The sequence below is a fragment of the Monashia sp. HAY1-5C genome, from assembly GCF_056755255.1.
In genome coordinates, this window is record NZ_JBPGXG010000043.1 from 1 (window position 1) to 13,864 (window position 13,864).

The 13,864-nt window shown below is 73.4% G+C and carries 15 protein-coding genes and 1 pseudogene; 5 read left to right on the forward strand and 11 right to left on the reverse strand.

Going from position 1 to position 13,864, the window contains the following annotated elements:
• The 4 genes and pseudogenes from ACR9ZK_RS08825 to ACR9ZK_RS08840 form a co-directional block, all read right to left on the reverse strand.
• Positions 1 to 305: pseudogene (locus tag ACR9ZK_RS08825) on the reverse strand (hypothetical protein); the annotation flags it as partial.
• Entirely contained in the window at positions 302 to 1,045 is a 744-nt protein-coding gene (locus ACR9ZK_RS08830; RefSeq protein ID WP_481341524.1) for a hypothetical protein, read from the reverse strand. The pseudogene ACR9ZK_RS08825 and the gene ACR9ZK_RS08830, both read right to left, overlap by 4 nt.
• Positions 1,046 to 1,098: 53 nt before the next feature.
• Entirely contained in the window at positions 1,099 to 1,779 is a 681-nt protein-coding gene (gene sigE / locus ACR9ZK_RS08835) for an RNA polymerase sigma factor SigE (RefSeq protein WP_481341525.1), read from the reverse strand.
• Positions 1,780 to 1,935: 156 nt separating this feature from the next.
• Positions 1,936 to 2,469, reverse strand: coding sequence for a hypothetical protein (locus ACR9ZK_RS08840; protein WP_481341526.1), 534 nt, complete (start codon positions 2,467 to 2,469; stop codon positions 1,936 to 1,938).
• Between the two features lie 72 nt (positions 2,470 to 2,541).
• Here ACR9ZK_RS08840 and ACR9ZK_RS08845 point away from each other — a divergent pair, with 72 nt between their 5' ends.
• The gene (locus ACR9ZK_RS08845; protein WP_481341527.1) at positions 2,542 to 3,165 is read left to right on the forward strand and encodes an O-methyltransferase; all 624 of its coding nucleotides are present in this window, start codon (positions 2,542 to 2,544) and stop codon (positions 3,163 to 3,165) included.
• A 205-nt stretch (positions 3,166 to 3,370) separates the two neighbouring features.
• Positions 3,371 to 4,615, forward strand: a complete 1,245-nt coding sequence (locus ACR9ZK_RS08850) for a MinD/ParA family ATP-binding protein (RefSeq protein ID WP_481341528.1) — start codon at positions 3,371 to 3,373, stop codon at positions 4,613 to 4,615.
• 106 nt (positions 4,616 to 4,721) lie between these two features.
• Here ACR9ZK_RS08850 and ACR9ZK_RS08855 read toward each other — a convergent pair whose 3' ends face one another.
• The gene (locus ACR9ZK_RS08855; protein ID WP_076262632.1) at positions 4,722 to 4,895 is read right to left on the reverse strand and encodes a DUF3117 domain-containing protein; all 174 of its coding nucleotides are present in this window, start codon (positions 4,893 to 4,895) and stop codon (positions 4,722 to 4,724) included.
• Positions 4,896 to 5,036: 141 nt separating this feature from the next.
• Here ACR9ZK_RS08855 and ACR9ZK_RS08860 point away from each other — a divergent pair, with 141 nt between their 5' ends.
• A complete protein-coding gene (locus ACR9ZK_RS08860; RefSeq protein WP_481341529.1) occupies positions 5,037 to 5,885 on the forward strand; it encodes an enoyl-CoA hydratase/isomerase family protein in 849 nt (282 codons plus the stop codon).
• A gap of 46 nt (positions 5,886 to 5,931) precedes the next feature.
• Here ACR9ZK_RS08860 and ACR9ZK_RS08865 read toward each other — a convergent pair whose 3' ends face one another.
• Genes ACR9ZK_RS08865 through dapE form a run of 4 tightly spaced genes read right to left on the reverse strand, consistent with a single transcriptional unit; the run spans position 5,932 to position 9,815 of the window.
• A complete protein-coding gene (locus tag ACR9ZK_RS08865; RefSeq protein WP_481341530.1) occupies positions 5,932 to 7,149 on the reverse strand; it encodes a hypothetical protein in 1,218 nt (405 codons plus the stop codon).
• On the reverse strand, positions 7,146 to 7,679 hold the full coding sequence (locus ACR9ZK_RS08870) for a cell division protein DivIVA (protein WP_481341531.1): 534 nt from the start codon (positions 7,677 to 7,679) through the stop codon (positions 7,146 to 7,148). Before ACR9ZK_RS08870 ends, ACR9ZK_RS08865 begins: the two co-directional genes overlap by 4 nt.
• Positions 7,676 to 8,557 carry an LOG family protein gene (locus tag ACR9ZK_RS08875; protein ID WP_481341532.1) on the reverse strand — a complete coding sequence of 294 codons (882 nt, stop codon included), beginning with the start codon at positions 8,555 to 8,557 and terminating at the stop codon, positions 7,676 to 7,678. Before ACR9ZK_RS08875 ends, ACR9ZK_RS08870 begins: the two co-directional genes overlap by 4 nt.
• A gap of 46 nt (positions 8,558 to 8,603) precedes the next feature.
• Complete coding sequence (gene dapE / locus ACR9ZK_RS08880; RefSeq protein ID WP_481341533.1) at positions 8,604 to 9,815, reverse strand: succinyl-diaminopimelate desuccinylase; 1,212 nt, start codon at positions 9,813 to 9,815, stop codon at positions 8,604 to 8,606.
• Positions 9,816 to 9,906: 91 nt separating this feature from the next.
• Here dapE and dapD point away from each other — a divergent pair, with 91 nt between their 5' ends.
• Positions 9,907 to 10,839 carry a 2,3,4,5-tetrahydropyridine-2,6-dicarboxylate N-succinyltransferase gene (gene dapD, locus ACR9ZK_RS08885; protein ID WP_481341534.1) on the forward strand — a complete coding sequence of 311 codons (933 nt, stop codon included), beginning with the start codon at positions 9,907 to 9,909 and terminating at the stop codon, positions 10,837 to 10,839.
• Between the two features lie 51 nt (positions 10,840 to 10,890).
• Positions 10,891 to 11,763 carry a hypothetical protein gene (locus ACR9ZK_RS08890; protein ID WP_481341535.1) on the forward strand — a complete coding sequence of 291 codons (873 nt, stop codon included), beginning with the start codon at positions 10,891 to 10,893 and terminating at the stop codon, positions 11,761 to 11,763.
• Between the two features lie 96 nt (positions 11,764 to 11,859).
• Here ACR9ZK_RS08890 and ACR9ZK_RS08895 read toward each other — a convergent pair whose 3' ends face one another.
• Positions 11,860 to 12,216 carry a hypothetical protein gene (locus ACR9ZK_RS08895; RefSeq protein ID WP_481341536.1) on the reverse strand — a complete coding sequence of 119 codons (357 nt, stop codon included), beginning with the start codon at positions 12,214 to 12,216 and terminating at the stop codon, positions 11,860 to 11,862.
• A gap of 256 nt (positions 12,217 to 12,472) precedes the next feature.
• Entirely contained in the window at positions 12,473 to 13,756 is a 1,284-nt protein-coding gene (locus tag ACR9ZK_RS08900) for a citrate synthase (protein WP_481341537.1), read from the reverse strand.
• Positions 13,757 to 13,864 lie beyond the last annotated feature (108 nt).

Sequence of the window (13,864 nt, forward strand, 5' to 3'; positions counted from 1 at the left end):
TCCGTCGTCGGCAGCGTCAGATGTGTATAAGAGACAGGGGCGTAGGCCGCCCGGTGTGCCTCGTCCGCCACGGCGTCGGCGCGGTCGCTGCCCCAGGCGGCATCGGCACGGGCTGGAACGCCCGGTCCCTCGGCCGGGTGCTCGCCGCGGAAGACGTCGAACCACGCCTCGGAGGATGCTGCGGGACCGGGTACCTCCTGGGTGGCGCCGAGATCGATGACACCGGTGCGCTCCGGTTCGCTCGCGCCCTGCGGCTCGGGAGCACCTGCGGGCTCGGGTTCGGGCCTGCGCGGCTCGTCGCTCATGGCGTCGATTCTGCCGAACCCGCGGACGCCGAACGCACCTGGCCCACCTGCGGCGGACGGTTGACCACCCGGTTGGTGACGACCCAGTACGGCGCGCTGACGGCGGCGAGCCGGCTGGACGCCGGGGCATCCGGGCCGGCGGCTGTCGAGCCGGCTCCGGAGACGGCCCCCGCGCCCGTGGAAGCCGTCGAACCGCTCCCCCTGGCCGACGACCCGAGGCGGCTCACGAGCAGCGCCGACATGCCGGAACCCATGGTGCTCGGACTCGAGCCGAGGCTGGCCACGGGCACTCCCGCCGACGGCAGCCGCGTCCCGCCCGGCACGGGTGAGACGGCCAGGCCCCACGCCGCGGCCACCGAGGCCCCCGCGGCGAGCGACGCGACGACCGCGGCCCGCATCGGGGAGCGGTGCAGCGCGGGCGCGCCCGGACGCACGGTCGGCACCGGGTCGTAGGTCGGCAGGGCATGGCGCACGCCCATCGGCGGCAGCGGGATGCGCGGGCCCCCGTCGTGTCCCGACCCCGGCGCGGTCTGAGCCGCCGCGAGACCGAGCAGCGACGAGCGCAGCGACGACGGCATCCCGGTGTCCGAGCGCAGTGCCGCGACGATGCGCCGCTCCCGGTCGACCGCGTCGCGGCACGACACGCAGCACACGAGGTGCCGGTCGTAGACGTGGAGCATCGCCGGAGGCAGGGCCCGGTCGACGTAGGCGCGCACGTAGCCTCGCAGGTGCGGCGTCACGGGTTCACCTCCAGGCGCATCGGTCGGGCTCCACGTCGTTCGTCTCGGCCGGCTCAGCGGGTCCCGGCGGCGACTCGGCGGCCGGGAAGGCGCAGGCCGGGGCGCGCCGTGCGTCCCTCCGGGCGGGCCCCCTTGGTGGCGCCTGCAGCCGGTGCGGCCGCCACGGCGTCGGGGGCTCGGTGGGCCAGCGCCTCACGCAGCTGCGCGCGGCCGCGGTGGATGCGCGAGCGCACGGTGCCGAGCTTGACGCCGAGCGTGGCGCTGATCTCCTCGTAGGACAGGCCCTCGATGTCGCAGAGGACGACGGCCGCGCGGAACTCCGGCGCGAGCGCGTCGAGGGCCCGTTGCACGTCGTCGTCGAAGCGGGCGTCGTGGTAGGTCTGCTCAGGGCCCTTCTCGCGGCTCGGGAGACGACCTGCGGCGTCCTCGGGCAGGGCGTCGAAGCGGATCCGCTGCTTGCGGCGCATCTTGTCGAGGAAGACGTTGGTCGTGATGCGGTGCAGCCAGCCCTCGAACGTGCCCGGCTGGTACGAGTGCAAGGAGCGGAAGACCCGGACGAAGACATCGTGGGTGAGGTCCTCGGCGTCGTGCGGGTTCCCGGTGAGGCGGTAGGCCAGGCGGTAGACGCGCGCCGAGTGCTGCTCGACGGTCTCCTCCCACGTGGGAGGGGTCCACGTCGACTCGGCCGGCGCCACCGCGGGGTGGGGCTGGGTGGACGGCACGCTGCTGGTCACGAGAGCCTGGGACCTTTCGAGGATCGGTTCAACGACGTGAACGCATCGGGTCGGCGATTCGTTCCCCTCCACCGTGCCCGTTTCGGCTGTCGCGTCACCAGCGGGAACCTGTGCGGACGCTGTGAACGTGGGGACCGGCCCCGTGCGGGCAACGCGTCAGGTCGCGAGGTCGCCACCGGCGCCGGTGCGGTCCCCGCCCGGGCCCCGGGCGCCCTGCTGCCCGGCGTCGTCGGGTACCGCCTCGTGGTGCCGCAGGCCCGGCGAGCGCCGGTCCTCCTTCATCTCGGCCTCGAACAGGTGCCGGCGGCCACCGACCAGCGCCTCCCGGGCCTCACGCTCGAACGCCTTGAACGTCGCGTAGTAGCCGTCGTCGTACTCCTCGACGACCTGGAAGGTCCAGCGGCCCTCGAGGACGTTGCGCCCCACGAGCTCGCGCCCGATGCGTTCGGCGAGATCGGTGTGACCGGCCTGGCGCAGCAGGTCGACGGCCTCGCCGAGGGCCAGGTCGGCGGTGCCGGTCAGCCGGTGGAACCCGTAGAGGTGGCCTCGGGCGTCCTCGACGACCTCGAGTGCCTCGGACAGCTTGCCGAGCGCCTCGACCGTCGCGTCGTCGACGCCGTCGGGGCGCCGGTGCTCGGCGGTCGGCCGGTCGGGCTCTCCAGTGGTCGTCGGCAGGTCCGTTTCGTCCATGACCGCACCATAGGCACGGAGGGGCCGGGCTCGTCCAGAACCTGTCGTTGCCGTCGCAGTAGGGTTGCGGCCATGAGTTCGCAGAAGGTCGCCGCGTGGTCGCACGCCGAGGAGTTCGTCGCCCCGAGCGAGCACGTCGAGCAGGCCCGCCTGCGCGGCGAGGAGCTCGGCGCCCGACCGGTCGGCAACGGCGTGGGGGCGACCCTGCAGTTCCTCGCGGCGGCCACCGGCGCCAAGGCCGTCATGGAGGTCGGCACCGGCGCCGGCGCGTCAGGGCTGTGGCTGCTCGGCGGCATGCCCGCCGACGGCGTCCTCACGACCATCGACCTCGACACCGAGCACCAGCGGGCGGCACGAGAGGCGTTCGCCGCCGCCGGCATCGCCCACCAGCGCACCCGGGTCATCGCCGGTCGCGCCCTCGACGTCCTGCCGCGCATGACGGACGCCGCCTACGACCTCGTCGTCGTCGACGCCGACCGGCAGGAGTACCCGGAGTACGTCGAGCAGGCCGGGCGCCTGCTCCGTCCCGGCGGCACCCTGGTGCTGACGTGGTCCGACGACGAGTCCGACCCGGCCAAGCGGGACCCCGAGACCCGGACGCTGCGCGAGGTCGGCCGCACGCTGCGCGACCAGGACCGGTTCACCGTCGCGCTGCTGCCCGTCAGCGAGGGGCTTCTCGTCGCCGTCAAGAGCTGACGCCGGTCGCCTGCTCCCGCTGCTCCCCGCCCGGCGGCCCGGGCGCCCTGACGTTTCGGGACGTACTCGGACAGACCCGGGCAGGGTTCCCGAATGTCGGGCCCGAGCACCCCGCCGCCCACTCGCCGAGGACTAGCCTTGGCATCCTCACCGTTCGTTCTGCTGCCGGGCCCGGCGTCCGGCTCGCGACACGAGATGGGCGCGCATGAGCACGATCGAGCAACCCTCCACCCCGGCGAACGGGCGTCCCGGCGACCGCCGACCGCCTGCCACCGCCCCCGTGACGACCCCGGCCGGGGGCGCTCGCGCAACGCCCCCGGGACGGTCCGACGCCGGAGCGGTCCGGGCCCCGGCGAAACCGGCCGCCCCCGCCGGCCCCACGGCCCGCGACCTCGCCGATGCCGCCCGAGCGAACGCGGCAGGCGCCGACCGCCCGGGTCATCTCGGACGCCTCCCCGGCCCGGTACGGCAGGTACCGCCCCCGCCGCGTGAGGTCACTGGACCGGCCGCCCCGGCGGCGCCGCTGACCGCCGACGCGTTCACGGACGAGGCCCTGCTCGGCCGCGAGCGCACCGTCGCCCGCACCGGCTGGCGGCGCGGGCTCGCCGGCCTGACCGGTGGCCGGGTGGCCCCCGGCCCGGGGCCGGCCGAGCGGCGTCGCGCCGCGCTCGAGGCCCGGGTCAGGGCCCCCATCGAGGGGACCCGCCGAATCGTCGTCATGAGCCGCAAGGGCGGCGTCGGCAAGACGACGGTGACCGTGGCGCTCGGGGCCACCTTCGCCCAGAGCCGGGGCGACCGGGTGGTCGCCGTCGACGCCAACCCCGACGCCGGCAACCTCGCCCGCCGCATCGCCGGGGACTGCCCGCGTACCATCACCGACCTGCTGGCCGACGCCGACGCCATCGACACCTTCTCGACGATGCGCCGGTACACCTCGCAGTGCCACGAGTCACGGCTCGAGGTGCTGGCCTCGGACGACGACGCGAGCATCAGCCAGGCCCTCGACCGCCCGGCCTACCGCCGCGTCGTGTCCCTGCTCGACCAGTACTACAACCTCGTGCTGCTCGACACCGGCACCGGCATCCTCGACAGCGCCAACCAGGGGCTCCTGGCCGAGGCGGACCAGCTGGTCCTCGTCCTGCGTCCGGCCCTCGACGGCGCCCGCGCCGGGTCGCAGACCCTGGACTGGCTCGACGCGCACGGCTTCGGCGACCTCGTCGCGTCGGCGGTCGTCGTCGTCAACGCCGTCAACCACGCGGGCGACCCGGCGGTCATGGCCATCACCGAGCACTTCTCCCGCCGCTGCGCCCACGTGTCCCACATCCCGTGGGACACCGCGCTCGAGGCCGGCGGCCGCACCCTCCTGTCGCGGCTGGCCCCGAAGACCCGCGAGGCGTTCGTCGACGTCGCGGCCGCCGTCGCCGACCGCTTCTCCGTCGTGACCCCCTGACTCCCGGTCGGACCGCGCTCCCCCGGCCGGGACGCACGACGGCCCCCGACCTACAGGTCGGGGGCCGTCGGAGGCGTGAGTCGAGGCGCCTGGGGCAGGGAGCGGTTCAGCTGACGCCGTCGCAGCCCTGGATCGCGTCGCGCAGAGCCGCAGCCTCGTCGGGGGTCATCTCGACGACCAGCCGCCCGCCGCCCTCGAGGGGCATTCGCAGCACGATGCCGCGACCCTCCTTGACGACCTCGAGCGGTCCGTCTCCGGTCCTCGGCTTCATTGCTGCCATGGTTCCCCTTCCCTAGGAATCCTCGGTCTTTGGTCCCATTATTCCGTGTCTGGATTGCGAGACCTAATCCGGACGTGAGGATGCGCACGTGCGGGGCGCCGCACCTACCGTGGCCCGCCCGGATGGGACAGAGTGGCGCCCATGACCGCGCCCCAGTCCCATCCCACCGACGGCCCGACCTCGGACCGCGCACCCGTCGACACCACCGGCCCGCTCGTCGTCGAGGTCGACGGTGGCGTCGCGTGGGTGCGCCTGTCGCGCCCCGATGCCATGAACGCCCTCGACGAGACGCTCAAGGACGAGCTCGTGTCCGCCCTCGAGTCGCTCGCCGCCGACGAGACGGTCCGGTGCCTGGTCCTGACCGGCGCCGGCCGGGCGTTCTGCGTCGGGCAGGACCTCAAGGAGCACGTCCGCAGCCTCGCCGACCAGAGCGCGACCCTCGCCACGACGGTGACCCGGCACTACAACCGGATCGTCACCGCGCTCGCGACGATGAACAAGCCCGTCGTGGCCGCCCTCAACGGCGTCGCCGCCGGCGCCGGCCTCAGCTTCGCCCTCGCGTGCGACGTCCGCGTGGCGGCCGACACGGCGGGCCTCAACACCTCGTTCGCCGGGATCGCGCTGTCGTGCGACTCCGGGGCCTCCTGGTCCCTGCCCCGCCTCGTCGGCACGGCGCGCGCCAAGGACCTGCTGATGTTCCCCCGCACCGTCGGCGCCGCGGAGGCGCTCGAGCTGGGCCTGGTCAACCGGGTCGTGGCGGCGTCCGAGCTCGAGGCCGTCGTGGGCGAGCTCGCCTCGAGGCTCGCCGCCGGGCCGACGCTGGCCTACGGGTCGATCCGGCGCGCGGTGGCCTACAGCGCCACGGCGCCGCTGGCCGACGCGCTGGCCAACGAGGCCGAGCTCATGGCCTACACCGGACACAGCGCCGACCACCGCGCCGCGGTCGACGCGTTCCTGGCCAAGGACGAGCCCGTTTACACCGGCCGGTGACGCCCACCGGCGTCGCCGCTCGTGGGCGCGCCGGTCGCGGTCGGCGTCACGGCGGGTAGTCACCGTTCGGCGAGGGGACGTAACGCCACAGGATGTCGGTCCAGTACCACTGGCCCACGACGAAGAGCGCGAGCATCGGCACCGCGCGCACCAGCAGCCGGGTCCACGTGGTGCCGCGGCGGTCCGGCCAGCCGGCGCCGACGACGACGCCGAGCAGCGGGAAGAGTGGCACGAGGTAGCGGAAGATGCTGGTGAAGGGGTCGAGCACGGCGGCGAGGTAGGCCGGGTAGGCCAGCGACCACGTCCGCAGCTCGGCCCCGAGCGCCCGAGCCCAGGGGCCGGCCACGAGGGCCACGACCGCCGACGGCACGAGCCAGAGCAGCACCGGACCCCAGGTGTCGCCGAAGACGTAGCGCGCCATTCCGGCCCACGGCGTGAACGGCTCCACGGTGCCCGAGCCGCGCCAGGCGCCCATCGTCCGCGTGTAGGCGTCGGCCTCGCCGGTGACCCACCAGGCGATCGCGGGCCAGAGGAGCCCCGCGACGCCGCACCCGACGAGCGAGGCGACTCCCGCGGCGAGCTCCCCCCGGGTGACGGGCCGCTCGGTACGAGCACGCCAGCGCAACCACAGCGCGACGAGCGTCACGACGCCCAGCGGCACCGCGACCGGACGCGTCAGGCCCAGCAGCACGGCGACTCCCGCCGCCACGAGCCACCGCTCGCGAGCCAGGGCGTAGAGGTACCCGACGAGCAGCAGCATCGCCGGTGCCTCGGTGTAGGCCAGCTGCAGCGTCACCGACGCCGGGAAGCACGCCCACAGGAGCACGACGACGAGCGCCGCCCGGTCACCGAGCCGGTCACGCAGCAGCAGCGCCATGAGCACGGCCGCGCCGAACCCGCACCCGAGCGCGAGCGTCGACCCGGCGGCCGGGAACGACAGCCCCACGGCCATGAGGACCCGCGAGGCGTACGGGAACAGCGGGTAGAAGGCCCAGGCGTTCTGCTGCACCGAGCCGCCCTCGCCGACGGGCAGCTGCGACGGGTACCCGTCGAGGGCGATGGTCTGGTACCACTGGCCGTCCCACAGCGCGGTGAAGGGGAAGTAGGTGACCGGCACGTGGTCGCCACCCGTCATGCCGCTCGGCACCTGGCGCTGCATGACGACGAGCAGGATCGCCGTCGTGACGACGCGGGCGGCGGCGTAGAGCGCCAGGACCCATCCGACGAAGGTGCGGCGGGGCAGGCTGGGAGCCAGGTCCCTCATCCGCTGCGGTCGTCGCCGACGCCGCGTCCGGCCGCCTGCGGCAGCCCCGCTGCATCGGCGGGTGGCGGCTCGGTGGGCGGCGTGGGCGCCGTGGGCGGCGAGCCCTCGGGGCCCGGACGCTCGTGGGCGGCTCGCGGCTCCTGGGCGGCTCGCGGCTCCTCGGCGGCTGGGGCCTCCTCGGCGGCCCGGGCCTCCTCGGCGGCCCTGGCCCCTCCGCCACCCGTGGGGTCGGCGGCGTCTACGGCCGCCGGCGCGGCGTCGCCGCGAAGGACGGCGATCTGCTCGTCCTTCTCGCGCAGCTCGCGGCGCAACCGGTCGACGACGGCGTCGACCTGGCTCATCCGGTAGCCGCGGGCGGCGACGTCGAAGACGAGGTCGTCGAAGTCGTCGTCGGCGATCGCCTCGTCGGGCAGCGGCTCGTGCGACAGCGAGGCCGTCGGCCGGCCGAGGCCGCCCCCCGCCAGACCGAGCACGAGCGCCACGACGAAGCACACGACGACGACGCCGACGAGCAGGATGAACCACTTCACGACGCGGTCTCCTCGTCGCCACGGTGCGGATCGGCGGCCTCGGGGGGCATCGTCAGGCCCGGCTCCTCGAAGGTGCGGATGGCCTGCACGGCCTCGTCCGGGTCGTCGGTGAGGACGAAGCGGTCCAGGTCGGCCGGCACGATCATGCCCCGGTCGAGCACGGTGCCGCGCAGCCAGTCCAGCAGACCGGACCAGTAGTCGGTGCCCATGAGCACGAGGGGGAACTCGGTGACCTTCTGCGTCTGGGCCAGCGTCAGCGCCTCGAAGAGCTCGTCCAGCGTCCCGTAGCCGCCGGGCAGCACGATGAACCCGCGCGAGTACTTGAGGAACATGACCTTGCGGGCGAAGAAGTACCGGAAGTTGATGCCGATGTCGACGTACTCGTTGAGGCCGGTCTCGAAGGGCAGCTCGATGCCGAGGCCGACCGACGTGCCTCGGCCCTCGTACGCGCCCCGGTTGGCCGCCTCCATGGCGCCGGGACCGCCCCCGGTGATGACGGCGTACCCGGCCTCGACGAGGCGCCGGCCGACCTCGATCCCGGTGGCGTAGGCGGGGTCGTCACGGGCCGTGCGGGCGGAACCGAAGACCGCCACGGCCGGTCCGAGCTCGGCGAGCGCGCCGAAGCCCTCGACGAACTCGGACTGGATCCGCATGACGCGCCACGGGTCGTTGTGCAGCCAGTCCGAGCGCTGGGGCCGCTGGAGCAGCCGTTGGTCGGTCGTCGTCGTCGGCACCTGCTCGCGGCGCAGCGTGACCGGACCGGTCTGGCGTCGGGAGTCGCGGGGCCCGCCGGACCGCGGCGGGCGCGGTGCCGGGGCACCCGGCTCGCCGGTGCCGGCGTGCCGCTCCGGAGCCGCCGGGTGTTCGTCGTCACTCACAGCGCCACCCTACGTGCCGGTGCCGTGCGCAGACGCGTCAGACGCGTCAGCCGAGCCAGCGCAGCAGCGCCGCCTCGGCGTCGACGTACTGGTGTACCGGGCAGTGCTCGTCGTCCATGTGCGCGAGGTTCGGGTCGCCCGGGCCGTAGTTGACGGCGGGCACCCCGAGCGTCGAGAAGCGGGCGACGTCGGTCCAGCCCTCCTTGGCGTTGACCGGGACCCCCAACGCCTCGACGAAGGCCTGCGCGGCGGGCAGGAGCAGTCCCGGGCGCGCGCCGTCGGCGGCGTCGCCGAGGGTCACCTCGAAGCCCTCGAACACGTGCTGGACGTGGGCGAAGGCCTCGGCCACGTCCTTGTCGGGGGCGTACCGGTAGTTGACGGTCACCGTGCAGCGGTCGGGGATGACGTTGCCGGCGATGCCGCCGCTGATGGCCACCGCCTGCAGCGCCTCGTGGTAGTCCAGCCCGTCGACGGTGATCGTCTCGGCCTCGTAGGCGGTGAGGCGGCTCAGCACGGTCGCGGCGTCGTGGATCGCGTTGTGGCCCTTCCACGGCCGCGCCGAGTGGGCGGCGACGCCGGTCGTCGTGACGTCTGCACGCAGGGTGCCCTTGCAGCCGCCCTCGATCGCGCCGTCGGTCGGCTCGAGGAGCACCGCGAAGTCCCCGGCGAGCAGCTCGGGATGGGTCTGGCCCACCCGGGCCAGGCCGTTGTACCTCGCGTCGATCTCCTCGCACTCGTAGAAGAGGAAGGTCAGGTCGCGCTCGGGCTCGGCCAGCTGCGCCGCGATGCGCAGCATGACCCCGACACCGCCCTTCATGTCGACCGTGCCGCGACCCCAGAGGTCGTCGCCGACGCGCCGGGTCGGCAGGTTCGGCTCGGCGGTCAGCGGGACGGTGTCGATGTGGCCCGCGAGGACGACACGCTCCGAGCGGCCGAGGTGGGTGCGGGCGACGACGGTGTTGCCGTCGCGCACGACCTCGAGGTGGGCCAGTGGCCGCAGTGCCGCCTCGATGGCGTCCGCGAGGGCCTGCTCGTCCCGGCTGACCGATGCGACGTCACAGATCGCTGCGACGAGGGTCGTGACGTCGGCGCTGAGGTCGAGCGGCGACGCCGGGCCGGCGCCGGGGGCGTGCGGGGCGGCGTCGGTGACCTCGGCGGTGGCGTCGGTGACCTCGGCGGTGGCGTCGGTGACCTCGGCGGTGGCGTCGGGGGCGGCGTCGGCGGTCACGGGCTCGGTGGACGGGGTCGGCTCGGGCATACCGGGAAGGCTAGCCCGCCGGTGCCCGCCAGCCGGACGGGGAGGCCGTCTGGTTTCGGGCACCGGACCCCGCGGCCCTATCCTTTCGCGCATGTCGGAGCGCAGCGCATGGGGTTATGGACTGACGACGGTCACGGACGGCGGGCAGGTGCTCGACACGTGGTTCCCCGAACCGGCCCTCGGGGCCCGGCCCGCCGAGGCCTCCGCCGCCGCGGGACTGGCCGCACTCGCCGGCGAGGACGCCGCCCGCCGCGTCCGCACCGAGGTGCGTCTCGTCGAGGTCGACCTCGACGCCGCGCCGGCCGACGCGCCCGACGCCTACCTGCGGCTGCACCTGCTCTCGCACTGCCTCGTGAGGCCGAACACCGTCAACCTCGACGGCATCTTCGGGGTCCTGCCGAACGTCGTCTGGACGAGCGTCGGGGCCTGCGCCGTCGACGGGTTCGAGCAGACCCGCCTGCGACTGCGCGCGGCCGGCCAGCACGTCGCGGTCTACGGGGTCGACAAGTTCCCCCGGATGACCGACTTCGTCGTGCCGCAGGGCGTCCGGATTGCCGACGCCGACCGCGTCCGCCTCGGCGCGCACCTGTCCCCGGGCACCACGGTCATGCACGAGGGGTTCTGCAACTTCAACGCGGGCACGCTCGGCACCTCGATGGTCGAGGGCCGCATCGTGCAGGGCGTCGTCGTCGGCGACGGCTCCGACGTCGGCGCCGGCGCCTCGATCATGGGGACGCTCTCCGGTGGTGGCACGGAACGCGTGAGCATCGGCGAGCGTTGTCTCGTCGGGGCCAACGGCGGCATCGGGATCGCCCTCGGCGACGACTGCGTCGTCGAGGCCGGTCTCTACGTGACGGCGGGGACCAAGGTGACCCTCCCCGACGGCGCGGTGGTCAAGGCCCGCGAGCTCTCCGGCTCGAGCAACATCCTCTTCATCCGCAACAGCGTGACCGGCGCCGTCGAGGCTCGGGACCGGGCAGGCTCCGGCATCGCGCTCAACGAGGCCCTGCACGCGAACGACTGACCCCAGCCGACCCCACGCCCGGCGCGCCGTGGCGACGACGACGAGGACCCCATGCCGACCCGCCAGCGCCCGACTCTCGCGGAGTCCCGCGCGCCCCGACGTCCCGCGCGGCGCCGGCGGCGGGGTGTCGCGGTGCTGCTCGTCGTCGCGCTCGTGGCGGTCGGTGCCTGGTTCGGGGCGCGCTTCCTCTACACCAGTGTCGTCAACCCGACGTGCACCATCACGGCCGGAGGCATGACCGAGACCTTCGACCCCGAGCAGACCGCCAACGCCGCGCTCATCAGCGCGCTCGCGGTGAAGCGCCGGCTGCCCCCGAGAGCGGCGACCATCGCCCTGACGACGGCCTTCCAGGAGTCGAAGATCCGCAACCTGCGCTACGGCGACCGCGACTCGCTCGGGCTGTTCCAGCAGCGGCCGAGCCAGGGCTGGGGCACCGAGAAGCAGATCCTCGACATGGTCCACGCGACCAACGCCTTCTACGACGCGCTCGTCAAGTTCAGGGGCTACGAGAGCGCCGACATCACCACCATCGCCCAACGGGTCCAGCGCAGCGGGTTCCCGGAGGCCTACCGCGACCACGAAGGGCAAGGACGCGTGCTCGCCTCGACGCTGACCGGCCATTCGCCCGGCGGGCTCACCTGCCGCCTCGACGCCGCGAAGACGAGCGTGAGCCCCTCCCGCGTGGCCGACGACCTGCAGCAGCAGATGGGCGTCGCGTCGGTGCGCCGCGGCGAGAAGACCGTCACGGCCACGGCGTCGAACCCGGCCCTGGCCTGGGCGGTCGCGCACTGGGGAGTCGCGCGGGCCGAGCAGTACGGCGCGACCCGCGTCACGATCGGCGACCGCACCTGGGACCGCTCCGAGGGCGACGCCGGCTGGTCCGCCGGCTCGGCCACCACGACGGTCACCATCACGCTCGCCTGACCCGCTCTGACGCGACCGACGCCTGGTCGGGACGTCGGAGCCGGACGTCGCGCCGACCGGCCGGCCGGCGCGGCGCAGACCACGGCCGGCGCGTCCTCAGTCGATCCCGGCGACCCGGTCGAGGTGCTGCAGCAGGTCGTAGGCAGCCCGTTCGACCTTCTTGTGGCGCCACTCGGCGGCCCGGTACACGCAGGCGATGAGGCCGGTGCGGTGCACCCGCCGCAGGTCACCGCAGACGAACGCGTACCGCGCCTTGGTCTCGTCGTTGGCGCCCTCGGTCAGACCGAGGTGCCAGGAGGCGTACTCCTCCCACGAGTGGCGCTCGAGGTAGGCGTTCTGGGCCTCGGCGCCCGGTTGCACCTCGCCCCAGTCGCTGTCGAGCACGTACTGCCGCCGCTCGATGCGTTCGCGCACCGCCGCCACCGCCGCGTCGTTGACCGTGTAGCTCGCCATGACCCCACCTTGCCCCACCGCGCCGCGCCCCCGCGCACCGAACGAGTCGTTCGGTTGCTGCGACCCGGTCTCCGACAGGGAACCGAACGAGTCGTTCGGTTGCTCAGACCCGGTCTCCGACAGTGACCGAACGAGTCGTTCGGTCCCGAACGCGCCGTAGGGTGCCGAACGCGCCGGTGCACAGACGTTTTCGGCACCGAACGAGTCGTTCGGTGCCGAAAGCGTCGGAGGGCCCGGAGGGGTGGTGGGCGCTGGATCAGCCCTGCGGGTAGTCGCGCTCGGGGGACCCGGTGTAGATCTGGCGCGGGCGGCCGATCTTCGTCTCCGGATCGGTCATCATCTCGCGCCACTGGGCGATCCAGCCCGGCAGGCGGCCGATGGCGAACAGGACCGTGAACATCTTCGTCGGGAAGCCCATCGCCTTGTAGATGAGCCCGGTGTAGAAGTCCACGTTCGGGTAGAGCTTGCGCTCGACGAAGTAGTCGTCGGCGAGGGCGATCTCCTCGAGGCCCTTGGCGATGTCGAGCAGCGGGTCGTCCTGGCCGAGCTTGGCGAGGATCTCGTCCGCGGACTTCTTGATGATGGCCGCACGCGGGTCGTAGTTCTTGTAGACCCGGTGGCCGAAGCCCATGAGCCGGACGCCGCCCTCCTTGTTCTTCACCTTCTCCATGAACTTCTTCGGGTCGTCCCCGGACTCGTGGAGCTGGTCGAGCATGTCGAGCACGGCCGAGTTGGCGCCGCCGTGCAGCGGACCGCTCAGGGCGTGGATGCCCGCGGAGACGGAGTTGAAGAGGTTGGCGTGGGCCGAGCCGACGAGGCGCACCGTCGAGGTGGAGCAGTTCTGCTCGTGGTCGGCGTGGAGGATGAACAGGAGGTCGAGGGCCTTGGCCACGGTCGGGTCGACGGTGTAGGGCTCGACGGGGTAGCCGAAGGTCATCCGGAGGAAGTTCTCGACGAGCGAGAGCGAGTTGTCCGGGTACATGTAGGGCTGGCCGACGCTCTTCTTGTGCGCCATGGCGGCGATCGTCGGCAGCTTGGCGAGCAGCCGGACCGTCGAGATCTCGACCTGCTCCTGGTCGAAGGGGTCGAGGCTGTCCTGGTAGAACGTGCCGAGCGCGGAGACCGCGGAGGACAGCACCGGCATCGGGTGCGCGTCGCGCGGGAAGCCGTTGAAGAACGCGCGGAGGTCCTCGTGCAGCATCGTGTGGCGACGGATGAGGTCCTCGAACCGGGACAGCTCCTCGGGCGTCGGCAGCTCGCCGTAGATGAGCAGGTAGGCCACCTCGACGAAGGTCGAGTGCTCGGCCAGCTGGCCGATCGGGTAGCCCCGGTAGCGCAGGATGCCCTGGTCGCCGTCGATGTAGGTGATGGCGCTCTTGCACGAGGCCGTGTTGACGAAGCCGACGTCGTAGGTGACCAGACCGGTCTCCTTGAGGAGCGAGCTCACGCCGAGCCCGTCATTGCCCTCGACGGCGTCGACACCGGGGAAGGTGAGCTCCTTGTCGGCGACCTTGAGCGTCGCGTCCACTGCCTTGGTCACTTCGTTCCTCCTGTCGCCCCGGGCACGGGCGGTAAGTCGTCGGATTCCGCAGCGACGTTACCCCAGCGTCACCGGGCCTGGGAAAACAGGTGTCGGGCCGTGGACGCG